We start from the raw sequence: 15,274 nt of genomic DNA, 5'->3' as shown, positions 1-15,274 counted from the left end.
GCCCCGTCTCCCCATCCCGGTCCTGCTCCGGTCCTGCTCCGGCCCTGTCCTGGCTTCTTCCCGCCCTGTTCGCGGCCTGGCGTCCGTCCGCGTCCTCTCGCCCGCACCGCCCGCGCCGCCCGCCCCGCACACGGCTCCCACGACGCTCGCACGGAACGGTACTCAGAGCCGCCCTCCCGGCACAGCCCCCATCGGACCCGCCGCGAAGTCACCCCGGTTGTCCACAGACCACGCCGGGAGGACGCCCGCGAGTTATCCACAGCGGTTGACACCTTACGGCGCCCGTCTCACCATGGAATCGCACGAACCGAACGATCGGTCGGGAGCAAGTACCGGCAGAGTCCAGGTCGAGGGGGACCTCATGGCGACAGCAGCCGCGCACCAACCGGCCCAGACGGCCGGAGCACAGGAGTACGGCGGACAGGGCGGCGTTCGTCAGGACCACGCCGCCGACACCGCCGCGTACCAGCGCGCCTTCGACGCCGCCGTGGCCGCCGAAGAGCGCGTCGAGCCGCGCGACTGGATGCCCGACGCCTACCGCGCGACCCTGGTACGGCAGATCGCGCAGCACGCCCACTCCGAGATCATCGGCATGCAGCCGGAGGCGAACTGGATCACGCGCGCGCCCTCGCTGCGCCGCAAGGCCATCCTGATGGCCAAGGTCCAGGACGAGGCCGGGCACGGGCTCTATCTCTACAGCGCGGCCGAAACCCTCGGCACCGGCCGCGACGAGTTGCTCGACAAGCTGCACACCGGCCGCCAGAAGTACTCCTCGATCTTCAACTACCCCACGCTGACCTGGGCGGACGTCGGCGCGATCGGCTGGCTGGTGGACGGCGCCGCGATCACCAACCAGGTCCCCCTGTGCCGCTGCTCGTACGGCCCGTACGCACGCGCGATGGTCCGCATCTGCAAGGAGGAGTCCTTCCACCAGCGCCAGGGGTACGAACTGCTGCTGGCCCTCAGTCGGGGGACCCCCGAGCAGCACGCGATGGCGCAGGACGCGGTGGACCGCTGGTGGTGGCCGTCCCTGATGATGTTCGGCCCGCCCGACGACGAGTCCGCGCACTCCGGCCAGTCGATGGCCTGGAAGATCAAGCGCCATTCGAACGACGAGCTGCGCCAGCGTTTCGTCGACATCTGCGTCCCCCAGGCCGAATCCCTGGGCCTCGCCCTCCCCGACCCGGACCTGAAGTGGAACGAGGAGCGGGGGCACCACGACTTCGGCGCCATCGACTGGAGGGAGTTCTGGGACGTGCTCAAGGGCAACGGCCCGTGCAACGAACAGCGGATAACGCAGCGCAGGCGGGCGCACGACGAGGGCGCCTGGGTACGGGACTCGGCCGCGGCGTACGCGGCCAAGCACAACGCCGGAACGGGAGTGAGCCGAGGATGACGAACACCGACTGGCCTCTGTGGGAGGTCTTCGTGCGCTCCCGCCGCGGTCTCTCGCACACCCACGCCGGCAGCCTGCACGCGCCGGACGCGGAGCTCGCCCTGCGCAACGCCCGCGATCTGTACACCCGGCGCGGCGAGGGCGTCTCGATCTGGGTCGTCCCCTCGTCCGTGATCACCGCGTCCTCGCCCGACGAGAAGGACCCGTTCTTCGAACCGGCCGCCGACAAGCCGTACCGCCACCCGACGTTCTACGAGATCCCGGAGGGGGTGAAGCACCTGTGACCGCACCCGAGACAAAGACCACACCCGGATCCGCTGCCGCCCTCGCCCTCGGCGACGACGCCCTGGTGCTCTCGCACCGTCTTGGGGAGTGGGCAGGCCATGCGCCCGTCCTCGAAGAGGAGGTGGCCCTCGCCAACATCGCGCTGGATCTGCTCGGCCAGGCCCGGGTGCTGCTGTCCCTGGTCGGCGACGAGGACGAACTGGCGTATCTGCGCGAGGAGCGCGCCTTCCGCAACGTCCAGCTAGTGGAACAGCCGAACGGCGACTTCGCCCACACCATCGCCCGCCAGCTGTACTTCTCCACCTACCAACACCTGCTCTACGCCGAACTCTCCGCCGGAGACGGCCTGTTCGCCCCGCTGGCCGCGAAGGCCGTCAAGGAGGTCGCCTACCACCGCGACCACGCCGAGCAGTGGACGCTGCGGCTCGGCGACGGCACCGACGAAGGCCACGACCGGATGGGGCGCGCCTGCGAGGCGCTGTGGCGGTTCACCGGTGAGATGTTCCAGCCGGTGGAAGGGCTCGACGTCGACCGGGAGCGGCTGGAGGGCGCCTGGCTCGACTCCGTCGAGGACGTGCTGCGCCGGGCCACCCTCACGGTCCCGGAGGGCCCGAGGTCCGGGGCGTGGCAGGCCGGCGCGGGCCGACAGGGCCTGCACACCGAGCCCTTCGGGCGGATGCTCGCCGAGATGCAGCATCTGCATCGCAGTCACCCGGGGGCGTCATGGTGACGGTCACCGCCCTGGAGGCGGAACTCCTGGAGGTGGCCGGTTCGGTGCCCGACCCCGAACTGCCCGTGCTCACCCTCCAGGAGCTGGGTGTGCTGCGCGCGGTGCACATGCGCGGGGCTGACGCGGTCGAGGTCGAGCTGACCCCGACGTACACCGGCTGCCCGGCCATCGAGGCGATGTCCCTGGACATAGAGCGCGCACTGCACCAGCGCGGCATGCGGGAGGTCACCGTGCGCACGGTGCTCGCGCCCGCCTGGTCGACGGACGACATCACGGACGAAGGGCGCCGCAAGCTACGGGAGTTCGGCATCGCCCCACCTCGGGTACGGCGGGAGCCCGAACCGGTCACGCTCGCGCTCGGACCGACGCGCACCCGGGCCGGCGACACCACGGCGGCCTGGGGGCCCGCGGCGACCGAAGCGACCGAAGCGACCGAAGCGATGGAGAAGGCTGACCCGATCCACTGCCCGCACTGCGGTTCCGCGGACACCGAACTGCTCAGCCGTTTCTCCTCGACGGCGTGCAAGGCGCTGCGGCGCTGCCTTGCCTGCCGTGAACCGTTCGACCACTTCAAGGAGTTGTGATGGCCCGCTTCCACTCGCTCCCGGTGGCGGCGGTCGACCGGCTCACCGACGACTCCGTGGCGGTCACCCTCGCCGTGCCGCCGGAGCTGCGCGAGGAGTACCGGCACGCACCGGGCCAGCACCTCGCCCTGCGGCGCAACGTCGACGGCGTCGAGATCCGGCGTACCTACTCGATCTGCTCCCCGGCTCCCGCCACGGCCGGCGAGGGGCCGCGCACCCTGCGGGTCGGAGTACGGCTGGTCGAGGGCGGCGCGTTCTCCACCTTCGCGCACAAGGAGATCGGCATCGGCGACGAACTGGAGGTGATGACTCCGGCGGGACGCTTCACGCTCGACCCGGCGCCCGGCTTGTACGCCGCGATCGTCGGCGGCAGCGGCATCACCCCGGTCCTGTCGATCGTGGCGACACTGCTGGCCCACGAGCCCGCGGCCCGGTTCTGTCTGATACGCGGCGATCGGACCTCCGCCTCCACGATGTTCCTGGAGGAGGTCGCCGACCTGAAGGACCGCTATCCCGAGCGGCTCCAACTGGTCACGGTGCTGTCCCGGGAGGAACAGCAGGCGGGGCTGCCGTCCGGGCGGCTCGACCGAGAGCGGCTGACCGGACTGCTCCCGGCACTGCTGCCGGTGGGGCAGGTGGCGGGCTGGTTCCTGTGCGGGCCGTTCGGTCTGGTCCAGGGGGCGGAACAGGCACTGCGGGAGCTCGGGGTCGCCCGGACCCGTATCCACGAGGAGATCTTCCACGTGGACCCGGTCGCCCCCACCGTCGCCGTCTCCGCTCCCGCGCACAGCACGGTGACCGTCCGGCTCGACGGCCGGGGCGGCACCTGGCCCGTCCAGGACGGCGAGTCACTGCTGGAGACGGTCCTGCGCAACCGGCCCGACGCGCCCTACGCCTGCAAGGGCGGGGTGTGCGGGACCTGCCGGGCCTTCCTGGTCGGCGGCGAGGTGCGGATGGACCGCAACTTCGCGCTGGAGCCGGAGGAGACACAGGAGGGGTATGTGCTGGCCTGCCAGTCGCATCCGGTGACGGAGAAGGTGGAGCTGGACTTCGACCGGTGAGAGCCCGGAGGCGGCCGACCGTTCCCTTCTTCTAGAACCTGTTCTATCTTGACGCCCCGTCAGGTATCAGGTCGTCGGGCCGGCCGTGGGCCGGTGTGCGCGTGGGAGGGGCAGGGACCGTGGACTTCACCTTCACCGAGGAGCAGCAGGCGGCGGCCGAGGCGGCGCGGGGGGTGTTCGCCGGGGTCGCGCCGGACACGGTGCCCAGCCCGTCACTCACCGCGGGCGCCGTCGCCGACGACTTCGACCGCGCGCTGTGGACCAGGCTCGCCGAGGCGGATCTGCTGAGCCTGACGGCGGCCCCGGAGTACGGCGGTGCCGACCTGGACGCCATCGCGCTGTGCCTGGTGCTGCGCGAGGCGGCGCAGGTGCTGGCGCGGGTGCCGCTGCTGGAGCACAGTGCGGCCACGGCGGCCGTACAGGCCCACGGCGGCGAGGAGTTGAGGTCCGCGCTTCTGGCCCGGGCCGGGCGGGGGGAGATCGTACTGACCGTCGCCGCGAGCGGCCGCACCGGCCACGACCCGGCCGAACGCGCCGTGACCGCACGTCAGGAGGGCCTGGAGTGGATCCTGGACGGAGTGCAGACGGCGGTGCCCTGGGCGTACGGCGCGGACCTCGTCGTCGTACCGGCACACACGGCCGCCGACCGGACCGTCCTGGCGCTGGTCCCCCGCCTCCATGCGGGCGTCGTGCTAGCCGAACAGATCTCCACCACCGGCGAGCGACTGGCCGAACTGCGCCTGGAATCGGCGCGAATCGCGGCCCGGGACGTCATCGACGCCGACGGTGCCTGGGAGTGGCTGCGCGATCTGCTGACCACCGGGACGTGCGCGCTGGCGCTCGGCCTGGGCGAGCGGGTCCTGCGGATGACCAGCGACTACACCAGCAAGCGGGAGCAGTTCGGGTTCCCGGTCGCCACCTTCCAGGCCGTCGCTGTCCAGGCCGCCGACCGCTACATCGATCTACGGGCCATGGAGGCCACGCTGTGGCAGGCGGCATGGCGGCACGGCTCGGGGGCCCCGGGGGCGCTGCCCGTCTCCGGTGATGTGGCCGTCGCCAAGATCTGGGCCGCCGACGGCGTCCGGCGGGTCGTGCAGACGGCGCAGCATCTGCACGGAGGGTTCGGTGCCGACGTCGACTATCCCCTGCACCGCTATCACGCCTGGGCCAAGCACCTCGAACTGTCGCTCGGCCCGGCGTCGGCGCACGAGGAATCCCTGGGCGACCTGCTGGCAGCCCACCCACTGGGCTGAACGAAGGCCTTGCAAGGCCCCCAGGGCTCCGGCTCCCTCAGAGGACGAAGCCCGGCCCGCCCTCGTTCGTCACGACGGGCCGGCCCGCGGCCGCCCACACCTGCATACCGCCATCGACGTTCACCGCGTCCACGCCCTGCTGGACGAGGTACATCGCGACCTGGGCCGAACGCCCGCCGGAGCGGCAGATCACATGAACCCGCCCGTCCTGCGGTGCCGCCTCGGTCAACTCGCCGTACCGGGCCACGAAGTCACTGATGGGGATGTGCAGCGCCCCGTCGGCGTGGCCCGCCTGCCACTCGTCGTCCTCGCGGACGTCCAGCAGGAAGTCGCCGTCCTTGAGGTCCTTGACCTCGACCGTGGGCACACCAGCTCCGAAATGCATGCCACCGACGCTACCCGACGAAGAAGGCACCGAGAGAGCCGACCGGACCGCACCCGAGCCCCGGCTAGGCGAGCAGCTCCGCCAGCTCCGTCTCGCGCGTGGCCACGTCGGCCAGGAGCTTGTCGGCGATCTCATCCAGGAGACGGTCGGGGTCGTCCGGAGCCATCCGGAGCATCGAGCCGATCGCGCTCTCCTCCAGGTCCCGAGCGACCAGGGCCAGCAGTTCCTTGCGCTGGGCGAGCCATTCGAGGCGGGCGTACAACTCGTCGGCGGGCGTCGGTCCCTGCTCCGGGGGCTTCGGCCCGGCGGCCCACTCCTCTGCCAGCTCCCGCAGCAGCGCCTCGTCCCCGAGGGCGTAGGCGCCGTTGACCCGGGTGATGAACTCCTCACGCCGGCCCCGCTCGGTCTCGTCCTGCGCGAGGTCGGGGTGCGCCTTGCGGGCCAGGTCGCGGTAGAGCTTGCGGGCCTCGTCGCTGGGGCGCACCCGCTGCGGAGGCCGCACCGGCTGATCGGTGAGCATCGCCGCGGCCTCCGGGAACAGCCCCTGGCCGTCCATCCAGCCGCCGAACAGCTCCTCGACACCGGGCATCGGCATGACCCTGGCCCGCGCCTCGTCGGCCTTGCGCCGGTCCTCGGGATCGCCGGTGCGGGCGGCCATCGCCTCGGCGATCTGTGCGTCCAGCTCGTCGAGCCGGGTGTACATCGGGCCGAGTTTCTGGTGGTGCAGCCGGGAGAAGTTCTCGACCTCGATCCGGAAGGTCTCGACCGCGATCTCGTACTCGATCAGCGCCTGCTCGGCGGCCCGCACAGCCCGCTCCAGCCGCTCCTCGGGCCGGGGCGCACCGCCTTCGGGCGTCTGCCGGCTCTCGCCGGCGACATCACCTTGCTCAGCTTCCGGGGTCGTCACCCGACCAGCCTAGGCCACAGCCGGAGGAGACCTCGGAACGCGCCACTCCCACCCGTTGGCCTCGGCGGCACCCGCTCCTCCACCAGCACCCCCTCCTCCGCTCTCACACCCCCTCGTGCGCCGCGATCCGCCCCGCCCGCACCGCCGCCACCAGTTCCCCGTGATCCGCCTCGGTGCGATCTGCGTAGGAGACGGCGAACGCGGCGAACGCCTCGTCCAGTTCCTCGTTCTTGCCGCAGTAGCCGGCGATCAGGCGGGGGTCGGCGCTGTGCGCGTGGGCACGCGCCAGAAGGGCGCCGGTCATGCGGCCGTAGTCGTCGATCTGGTCGGCGGCCAGGGCCGCGGGGTCCACACTGCCCTTGCGATTGCGGAACTGCCGTACCTGGAAGGGCCGTCCGTCGACCGTCGTCCAGCCCAGCAGGATGTCGCTGACGACCTGCATGCGCTTCTGCCCGAGAACCACCCGACGCCCCTCGTGGTCGACCGCGGGCGCCTCGAAGCCCGCCGTCACCAAGTGCGGCACCAGCACCGAGGGACGGGCCTCCTTGACCTGGAGGACCAGCGGCTCCCCTTGGTGGTCCAGAAGCAGCACGACGTAGGACCGGGTTCCGACGCTGCCCGTGCCGACCACGCGGAAGGCCACGTCGTGCACCGCGTGCCGAGCCAGCAGCGGGAGGCGGTCCTCGGAGAGGGTGGTGACGTACTCCTCCAGGGACGCGGCCACCGCCGCGGCTTCGTCGTCCGGGACGCGCCGCAGCACCGGCGGGGCGTCGACAAAACGGCGTCCGCCGTCCTCGGTCGGCTCGGTCGACCTCGCGGCGAAGCGTCCGCTGGTGTTGGCCCGTGCCTTCTCGGAGACCCGCTCCAGCGTGCCGAGCAGATCGTGGGCGTCGGTGTGGGAGACGAGTTCCTCGTCCGCGATGGCGTTCCACGCGTCCAGGACCGGGAGCTTGGCGAGCAGCCGCATGGTGCGACGGTAGGAGCCCACCGCCCCGTGCGCGGCCTTGTGGCAGGTGTCCTCGTCGGCGCCCGCCTCACGGCCGGCCAGCACCAGCGAGGCGGCGAGCCGCTTGAGGTCCCACTCCCAGGGGCCGTGGACCGTCTCGTCGAAGTCGTTCAGATCGATGACCAGGCCGCCGCGCGCATCGCCGTACAGGCCGAAATTGGCCGCGTGGGCGTCGCCGCAGATCTGGGCGCGGATCCCGGTCATGGGGGTACGTGCCAGGTCATGGGCCATGAGGCCAGCTACTCCGCGCAGGAAGGCGAAGGGCGTGGCCGCCATCCTGCCGACCCGTATCGGCGTGAGTTCAGGGATCCGGCCACGGCCGGACTCCTCGACCGCGCTCACCGCGTCGGGCCGGGCGCCGTCCAGGTCGAGGATCGCGTGCACGGCGCGCGGGACCCGGCGCCGCAGCGCCTTGCCCTCCTCCTTGGGCGTCCCCTCGGCGGGCCACCCGGCGAAGCCACGCACCTCGGGGAGTCGACGGGCCCGCGCCGCGCTCACCGCCGCCTGATCAGCGGGCACCGCGGCCTCTTCCACAGACACCATGTCCGTCACCGTCTCCGCACCGTCCTGGGTCATGCCGACCGTCTCCCCCGCACCCGAACTCGTACCCGCGCCGGCACTCGCGGCGCGGCCTCAGCCACACGAACATCAACTCGTGCCGACCGTACAACCGGTGGCCGAAACCCGTCACACCCTGTGGACAACTCCAGAGCTGTGGAAGATCCGCCGGACCTGGGGGAGCAGCACCCCAATGGCACGGTGATCCACCGATCTCGCCACGAACCCCGTCCCGCACATCACAAGGGCCCCGCCGAGCGCCTCACCGCGTAACGCTCCAGAACGAGCGAAACCGAGCCGGACCGAGCGAAACCGAGCGGGGCCGAGCGAACCGCAGCGCCCCGCGAAACACCCCGGCGACAGCCCCCAAAACAGCCCGCTGACCTGAGACGTTCCTCACAGGCCTCCGCGTGCGGGCATAGCAGAACGGGCGGCATCGTATCTACGATGCCGCCCGTTCCAACGGTGCGCGAGGGGGGAGTTGAACCCCCACGCCCTTGCGGGCACTGGAACCTGAATCCAGCGCGTCTGCCTATTCCGCCACCCGCGCATTGGGTGTGTCCTTGGGCTGTTCCCCCTTGGGGGTGGCGCCTTCCGACACGCAGAACATTAGCACGCAGGGAGGGGTGGATTCACATCCCTTACGGCTGGGCAGCCGCCCACCAGCGCAGTCTCGCGAACCCACCGAACCGGACGGGCCTGCGGCTACGTATCAACGAGTGTCGGTTCACGTATCAACCTCGTACCGGTCCCGCCCGTCTCCCCAGGAGCCGGTCCGGGTCCACAGCCCGGTGCGGGACACTGGGCTGCGGCCGCCTCTACGATCCCTTCGCAGGACTACGTCCGAGAAGAGTTCGAAGAGGAGCTCCACAGGGAACCTCGACAGGCGTCGACACCCGTCGACACCCGTCGAACGGTCCGACAGGGGGAACCAGCCGATTCACCGGCGCGTGGATACGATCAGTAAGCAGTACGAGCAGCACGAGCGGTATCAGCGGTACCGAGCGCGGTATCAGCGGTACCAAGCAGGGAAGTACCCGCTCAGCGGGATGCAGAACGCCAGCAGCTACGGAGGAGGTGCCCCATGGGAGTCCTGAAGAAGTTCGAGCAGCGTCTCGAAGGTTTGGTCAACGGCACCTTCGCCAAGGTGTTCAAGTCTGAGGTCCAGCCCGTGGAGATCGCGGGAGCACTCCAGCGCGAGTGCGACAACAACGCGACCATCTGGAACCGCGACCGGACAGTCGTCCCCAATGACTTCATCGTGGAACTGAGCACACCGGACTTCGAGCGGCTCAGCCCCTACTCCGGACAGCTCGGCGACGAGCTCGCCGGCATGGTGCGCGACTACGCCAAGCAGCAGCGCTACACCTTCATGGGCCCCATCAAGGTCCACCTGGAGAAGGCGGACGACCTCGACACCGGCCTGTACCGGGTGCGCAGCCGTACGCTCGCCTCCTCCACCGACCAGCAGGCTCCCGGGAGCGCCGCGGCGGCCCCGGCCCCGGGCCGCCCGAGCCCCGGTGCGCCCGGCGGCTACGGATACCCGCCGGCCGCGTCACCCGCGGGCGCCCCGCCGATGCCGGCCTCGCCGCCCGGCGGCCGCCCCGGCGGTCACAGCTACCCGCAGCCCGCGGGCGGACAGCGGCCCCCGGCCGCGGCCGCTCCGGCGGCCGGTGGTCGTATGCGCCACTGGATCGAGATCAATGGCACCCGCCATCAGATCTCCCGCGCGACGCTGGTGCTGGGCCGCAGCACCGAGGCCGACGTGCGGATCGACGACCCCGGCGTCTCCCGCCGGCACTGCGAGATCCGGACCGGAACGCCCTCGACGATCCAGGATCTTGGCTCCACCAACGGCATCGTGGTGGACGGGCAGCACACCACCCGCGCTACGCTCCGCGACGGCTCGCGGATCGTCGTGGGCAGCAGCACCATCATTTATCGGCAAGCCGAAGGGTGAAGCGGGGGCAATGTCAGAGCTGACCCTCACGGTCATGCGGCTGGGTTTCCTAGCCGTACTGTGGCTGTTCGTGATCGTGGCCGTGCAGGTCATCCGCAGCGATCTGTTCGGTACGCGTGTCACCCAGCGCGGTTCGCGCCGGGAGGCCGGACGGCCCCAGCAGGCCGCCCGGCAGGCCGCGCCTCCGCAGCAGCGCCAACAGGCCGCCGGGGGCCGGCAGCGTCGTAACGCCCCCACCAAGTTGGTGGTGACCGAGGGCACACTCACCGGTACCACCGTCGCGCTCCAGGGCCAGACCATCAGCCTGGGCCGGGCCCACGACAGCACCATCGTGCTGGACGACGACTACGCCTCCAGCCGGCATGCCAGGATCTATCCGGACCGCGACGGCCAGTGGATCGTCGAGGACCTGGGCTCCACCAACGGCACGTACCTCGACCGAACGCGGCTGACGACCCCCACACCGATCGGGCCGGGCGCACCGATCCGCATCGGCAAGACCGTCATCGAGCTGCGGAAGTAGTACGACAATGAGCGAGCGGAGCGAGCACGCAGTGGCGGCCCCCACCTCGGGCCCCGGCGCGCTCCCGACCGGAGGGTGGGCACCGTGCGGATGTACCCGGAGCCGACGGGCGAGGTGCGCATGAGTCTGTCACTGCGCTTCGCCGCCGGATCGCACAAAGGCATGATCCGGGAGGGAAACGAGGACTCCGGATACGCCGGTCCGCGTCTGCTCGCCATCGCCGACGGCATGGGCGGCGCGGCGGCCGGCGAGGTCGCCTCCTCCGAGGCCATCTCCACCATCGTCGCGCTCGACGACGACGTGCCCGGCTCCGACGTCCTCACCTCGCTCGGCACCGCCGTCCAGCGCGCCAACGACCAACTGCGCTCGATGGTCGAGGAGGACCCGCAACTGGAGGGCATGGGCACCACGCTCACCGCCCTCCTGTGGACCGGTCAGCGACTCGGTCTCGTGCATGTCGGCGACTCGCGCGCGTACCTGCTCCGCGACGGTGTCCTCACCCAGATCACGCAGGACCACACCTGGGTGCAGCGCCTCGTGGACGAGGGCCGGATCACCGAGGAAGAGGCCACCACCCACCCGCAGCGCTCCCTGCTGATGCGCGCGCTGGGCAGCGGCGACCACGTCGAGCCCGACCTCTCCATCCGCGAGGTCCGCGTCGGCGACCGCTACCTGATCTGCTCCGACGGCCTGTCCGGGGTGGTGTCCCACCAGACCCTCGAGGACACCCTCGCCAGTTACCAGGGCCCCCAGGAGACCGTCCAGAACCTGATCCAGCTCGCGCTGCGCGGCGGCGGCCCCGACAACATCACGGTCATCATCGCCGACGTCCTCGACCTCGACACCGGGGACACCCTCGCCGGGCAGCTGTCCGACACCCCGGTGGTGGTCGGCGCGGTCGCCGAGAACCAGAACCACCTGCACGACAACGGCATCATGCAGACCCCGGCGGGCCGCGCCTCCGGACTCGGCCGCCAGGTGCCCGGACAGGGGGGCTCAGGCGGCGAGTTCGGCCCGCCCGGCTCCGCCGACAGCACCGGCTACACCCCCGAGGGCAGCTTCGGTGACTATGACGACGACGACTTCGTCAAGCACCGCAAGGGCCACAGGTGGCTGAAGAGATCCCTCTACCTCGCGCTCGCGCTCGGCGTCATCGGCGGCGGCCTCTACGGCGGCTGGCGCTGGACGCAGACCCAGTACTACGTCGGCACCAATGCCGAGCACGTCGCGCTGTACCAGGGCATCAGCCAGGACCTGGCCTGGATGTCGCTCTCGAAGGTGTCGAAGGACCACCCCGAGATCGAACTCAAGTACCTGCCGCCGTACCAGCAGAAGCTGGTGGAGAGCACGATCGCCGAGGGCGACCTGAAGAGCGCCCAGAAGAAGATCAGCGAGCTGTCCGTCCAGGCCTCCGCGTGCGAGAAGCAGTCCAAGCAGCAGGCTGCCGAGAGCGAGAACAACTCCAAGACCGGCGCGGGCGAGGCCGGGGGGACCACGGGAACCACCCGCACCTCCCTCACGTCCAAGGCGACACCGACACCCAACCCGTCGGGTTCGCAGCCGTCCTCCCCGTCCCCGTCCACGACCGCACCCCCCAGCCCCGGCCCCACTCTCTCGGAGGAAGAGCAGAAGGTCGTCTCGCAGTGCGGTACGCAGTAGGCAAGCCGTGAGAGGCCCCGTCACACGATGAGCAGTTCAACCAACCCGTCGACGCAGCACACGTCCACGATCGGCTCGATCGGCACGCCGAGCCGGCGGAACACCGAGCTCGCCCTGCTGGTGTTCGCGGTCCTCATCCCGGTGTTCGCGTACGCCAACGTGGGCCTGGCCATCAACGACAAGGTGCCGCCCGGACTGCTGAGTTACGGCCTCGGACTCGGCCTGCTCGCAGGTATCGGCCATGTGGTCGTCCGGAAATTCGCACCGTACGCCGATCCGCTGATGCTGCCGCTGGCAACCCTGCTGAACGGGATCGGTCTGGTCGTCATCTGGCGTCTGGACCAGTCGAAGCGGCTCAGCAACTACGCCGACGCGGCACCGCGCCAGCTGTTGTACTCCGCGATGGGCGTGGCCCTGCTGGCGGTGGTGCTGATCTTCCTCAAGGACCACCGCGTCCTGCAGCGCTACACCTACATCTCCATGGCCTGCGCGCTGTTCCTCCTGCTTCTGCCGCTCGTACCCGGACTCGGCGCGAACGTCTACGGCGCCAAGATCTGGATCAAGATCCCCGGCCTCGGCACGCTCCAGCCCGGCGAATTCGCGAAGATCGCCCTCGCGGTGTTCTTCGCCGGCTATCTCATGGTCAAGAGAGACGCCCTGGCCCTGGCCAGCCGCCGCTTCATGGGCCTGTACCTGCCGCGCGGCCGCGACCTCGGTCCGATTCTCGTCGTCTGGGTGATCTCCATCTTCATCCTGGTCTTCGAGACCGACCTCGGAACATCGCTGCTGTTCTTCGGAATGTTCATCATCATGCTGTATGTCGCCACCGAGCGGACCAGCTGGATCGTCTTCGGTCTGCTGATGTCCGCGGTCGGGGCCGTCGGCGTGGCGAGCTTCGAGCCGCACATCCAGACGCGTGTGCAGGCCTGGCTCGACCCGGCGCACGAGTTCGATCTCAGCCGCTCCGGGGTCCAGGACGGCATCGTCCACTCCGAGCAGGCCATGCAGGCCCTGTGGGCCTTCGGCTCCGGCGGCACGCTCGGTACCGGCCTCGGGCAGGGCAACTCCGACCTCATCGGCTTCGCCGCCAACTCCGACTTCATCCTCGCCACCTTCGGCGAGGAGCTGGGGCTGGCGGGCGTCATGGCGATCATGCTGCTCTACGGCCTGATCGTCGAGCGCGGCGTACGCACCGCACTCGCGGCCCGCGACCCGTTCGGCAAACTGCTGGCCATCGGTCTGTCCGGCGCCTTCGCCCTCCAGGTCTTCGTCGTGGCCGGCGGTGTCATGGGCCTCATCCCGCTGACCGGTATGACGCTGCCGTTCGTGGCCTACGGCGGTTCCTCGGTCATCGCCAACTGGGCCCTGATCGGCATCCTGCTACGCATCAGTGACACCGCCCGGCGCCCTGCGCCCGCCCCTGCCCCCAGCCCCGACGCCGAGATGACCCAGGTGGTCCGCCCGTCATGAACAAGCCCCTGCGCCGGATCGCGATCTTCTGCGGACTCCTCGTCCTGGCACTGCTCATCCGCGACAACTGGATCCAGTACGTCCAGGCCGACAGCCTGCGTGAGGACACGGACAACCGCCGTGTCGCCATCGAGCGCTACGCCACTCCCCGCGGCAACATCATCGTCGGCGGCGACCCGATCACCGGCTACGCCACGACCACCTCGGGCGACTTCAAGTACAAGCGCACGTACAAGAACGGCGCGATGTGGGCGCCGGTCACCGGCTTCGTCTCGCAGGCCTACGGCGCCAACCAGCTCGAGAACATCGAGGACGGCATCCTCACCGGCAACGACGACCGGCTGTTCTTCCGCAACACCCTCGACATGATCACCGGCAAGGAGAGGGAGGGCGGCAACGTCGTCACCACCCTCAACGCCGCCGCGCAGAAGGCCGCCTACAGCGGGCTCAAGGCGCGTGGGAAGGGCGCCGTCGCCGCGATCGACCCGTCCACGGGCAAGATCCTGGCGCTCGCCTCCTACCCGTCGTACGACCCCTCCACGATCGCCGGCGGCAGTGACTCGGATGCCGAGGCCTGGAAGAAGCTGGCCAAGAAGAACAACCCCGACGACCCGATGCTGAACCGGGCGCTGCGCGAGGTCTACCCGCCCGGCTCGACCTTCAAGGTCGTGACCGCGGCCGCCGCGCTGGAGAACGGCCTGTACGACAGCGCGGACGTGAAGACGAACTCGCCGCTGCCGTGGATCATGCCGGGCACCACGACCCCGCTGAAGAACGAGGGGAACATCCCCTGCAAGAACGCCACGCTGCGCGAGGCGCTGCGGGTCTCCTGCAACAGCGTCTTCGGCAAGGTCGGAGCCGACCTCGGCAACGACAAGATGCTGGAGGAGGCCAAGAAGTTCGGCTTCGACTCCGAGCAGTTCACGCCGGTCCGCTCCAGCGCCTCGGTCTTCTCCGACGACATGAACCAGTCGCAGACCGCGCTGTCCTCGATCGGCCAGTACAACACCGCCGCGACTCCGCTGCAGATGGCCATGGTCGCCTCGGCCATCGCCAACGACGGCACCCTGATGAAGCCGTACATGGTCGACAAGCTCCAGGCCCCGAGCCTCGACCCCATCGAGTCGACGGAGCCGGAGACGCTGAGCCAGCCGCTGACGGCGAAGAACGCCCAGATCCTCCAGTCGATGATGGAGACCGTCGTCAAGGAGGGCACGGGTACCAAGGCGCAGATCGGCGGCGACGTCACCGTGGGTGGCAAGACCGGTACCGCGCAGCACGGCGAGAACAACAGCAAGAACCCGTACGCCTGGTTCCTCTCGTACGCCAAGCTCGCCGACGGCAGCTCGCCGGTCGCGGTGGCCGTGGTGGTCGAGGACGACAACGCCGTCCGTGACGACATCTCCGGCGGTGGCCTGGCGGCGCCCATCGCGAAGAGCGTGATGGAGGCGGTCATCAACAGCAAGAAGTGACCCCGCTCACGTCCCCTTCACATCG

14 protein-coding genes and 1 tRNA gene are annotated in these 15,274 nt (G+C 70.2%); 11 read left to right on the top strand and 4 right to left on the bottom strand.

Translation table 11 applies throughout. The features are described from left to right. The first annotated feature begins 361 nt into the window (after positions 1-361). From paaA to AB0H86_RS04310, 6 genes are all read left to right on the top strand, one after another. Positions 362-1,396: a 1,2-phenylacetyl-CoA epoxidase subunit PaaA gene (paaA, locus tag AB0H86_RS04335; RefSeq protein ID WP_362432775.1), complete on the top strand. Its 1,035-nt coding sequence runs from the start codon at positions 362-364 to the stop codon at positions 1,394-1,396. Then, positions 1,393-1,680, top strand: coding sequence for a 1,2-phenylacetyl-CoA epoxidase subunit PaaB (gene paaB, locus AB0H86_RS04330; RefSeq protein WP_362432773.1), 288 nt, complete (start codon positions 1,393-1,395; stop codon positions 1,678-1,680). The genes paaA and paaB overlap by 4 nt, the downstream gene beginning before the upstream one ends. Then, positions 1,677-2,411: a 1,2-phenylacetyl-CoA epoxidase subunit PaaC gene (gene paaC / locus AB0H86_RS04325; RefSeq protein WP_362432770.1), complete on the top strand. Its 735-nt coding sequence runs from the start codon at positions 1,677-1,679 to the stop codon at positions 2,409-2,411. The genes paaB and paaC overlap by 4 nt, the downstream gene beginning before the upstream one ends. Continuing rightward, entirely contained in the window at positions 2,405-2,995 is a 591-nt protein-coding gene (gene paaD / locus AB0H86_RS04320; protein ID WP_362432768.1) for a 1,2-phenylacetyl-CoA epoxidase subunit PaaD, read from the top strand. Before paaC ends, paaD begins: the two co-directional genes overlap by 7 nt. Continuing rightward, a complete protein-coding gene (locus AB0H86_RS04315) occupies positions 2,995-4,056 on the top strand; it encodes a 2Fe-2S iron-sulfur cluster-binding protein (RefSeq protein WP_362432766.1) in 1,062 nt (353 codons plus the stop codon). Before paaD ends, AB0H86_RS04315 begins: the two co-directional genes overlap by 1 nt. Positions 4,057-4,175: 119 nt before the next feature. Further along, positions 4,176-5,309, top strand: coding sequence for an acyl-CoA dehydrogenase family protein (locus tag AB0H86_RS04310; protein ID WP_362432763.1), 1,134 nt, complete (start codon positions 4,176-4,178; stop codon positions 5,307-5,309). A gap of 37 nt (positions 5,310-5,346) precedes the next feature. Here the strand turns inward: AB0H86_RS04310 and AB0H86_RS04305 are convergent, their stop codons facing one another. The 4 genes from AB0H86_RS04305 to AB0H86_RS04290 form a co-directional block, all read right to left on the bottom strand. After that, entirely contained in the window at positions 5,347-5,676 is a 330-nt protein-coding gene (locus AB0H86_RS04305) for a rhodanese-like domain-containing protein (protein ID WP_362433664.1), read from the bottom strand. Between the two features lie 82 nt (positions 5,677-5,758). Then, on the bottom strand, positions 5,759-6,601 hold the full coding sequence (locus AB0H86_RS04300; protein WP_362432761.1) for a hypothetical protein: 843 nt from the start codon (positions 6,599-6,601) through the stop codon (positions 5,759-5,761). A gap of 103 nt (positions 6,602-6,704) precedes the next feature. Then, on the bottom strand, positions 6,705-8,183 hold the full coding sequence (locus AB0H86_RS04295; RefSeq protein WP_362432759.1) for a DUF2252 domain-containing protein: 1,479 nt from the start codon (positions 8,181-8,183) through the stop codon (positions 6,705-6,707). Positions 8,184-8,631: 448 nt separating this feature from the next. Next, positions 8,632-8,715 (bottom strand) — tRNA-Leu (locus AB0H86_RS04290). A gap of 534 nt (positions 8,716-9,249) precedes the next feature. On the opposite strand from AB0H86_RS04290, the gene AB0H86_RS04285 reads away from it, so the two are divergent. From AB0H86_RS04285 to AB0H86_RS04265, 5 genes are all read left to right on the top strand, one after another. Next, entirely contained in the window at positions 9,250-10,125 is an 876-nt protein-coding gene (locus AB0H86_RS04285; RefSeq protein WP_362432757.1) for a DUF3662 and FHA domain-containing protein, read from the top strand. Positions 10,126-10,135: 10 nt separating this feature from the next. Next, positions 10,136-10,648, top strand: coding sequence for an FHA domain-containing protein (locus AB0H86_RS04280; protein ID WP_362432755.1), 513 nt, complete (start codon positions 10,136-10,138; stop codon positions 10,646-10,648). Positions 10,649-10,738: 90 nt separating this feature from the next. After that, positions 10,739-12,307 carry a Stp1/IreP family PP2C-type Ser/Thr phosphatase gene (locus AB0H86_RS04275; RefSeq protein WP_362433662.1) on the top strand — a complete coding sequence of 523 codons (1,569 nt, stop codon included), beginning with the start codon at positions 10,739-10,741 and terminating at the stop codon, positions 12,305-12,307. A 27-nt stretch (positions 12,308-12,334) separates the two neighbouring features. Continuing rightward, the gene (locus AB0H86_RS04270; protein WP_362432753.1) at positions 12,335-13,777 is read left to right on the top strand and encodes an FtsW/RodA/SpoVE family cell cycle protein; all 1,443 of its coding nucleotides are present in this window, start codon (positions 12,335-12,337) and stop codon (positions 13,775-13,777) included. After that, entirely contained in the window at positions 13,774-15,249 is a 1,476-nt protein-coding gene (locus AB0H86_RS04265) for a penicillin-binding transpeptidase domain-containing protein (RefSeq protein ID WP_362432751.1), read from the top strand. Before AB0H86_RS04270 ends, AB0H86_RS04265 begins: the two co-directional genes overlap by 4 nt. Positions 15,250-15,274 lie beyond the last annotated feature (25 nt).

The organism is Streptomyces sp. NPDC050997 (genome assembly GCF_040660135.1).
In the GTDB taxonomy this organism is placed as follows: domain Bacteria; phylum Actinomycetota; class Actinomycetes; order Streptomycetales; family Streptomycetaceae; genus Streptomyces.
The sequence above is the reverse complement of the archived record's forward strand: the minus strand, read 5'-3'. Positions and strand labels throughout refer to the sequence as shown.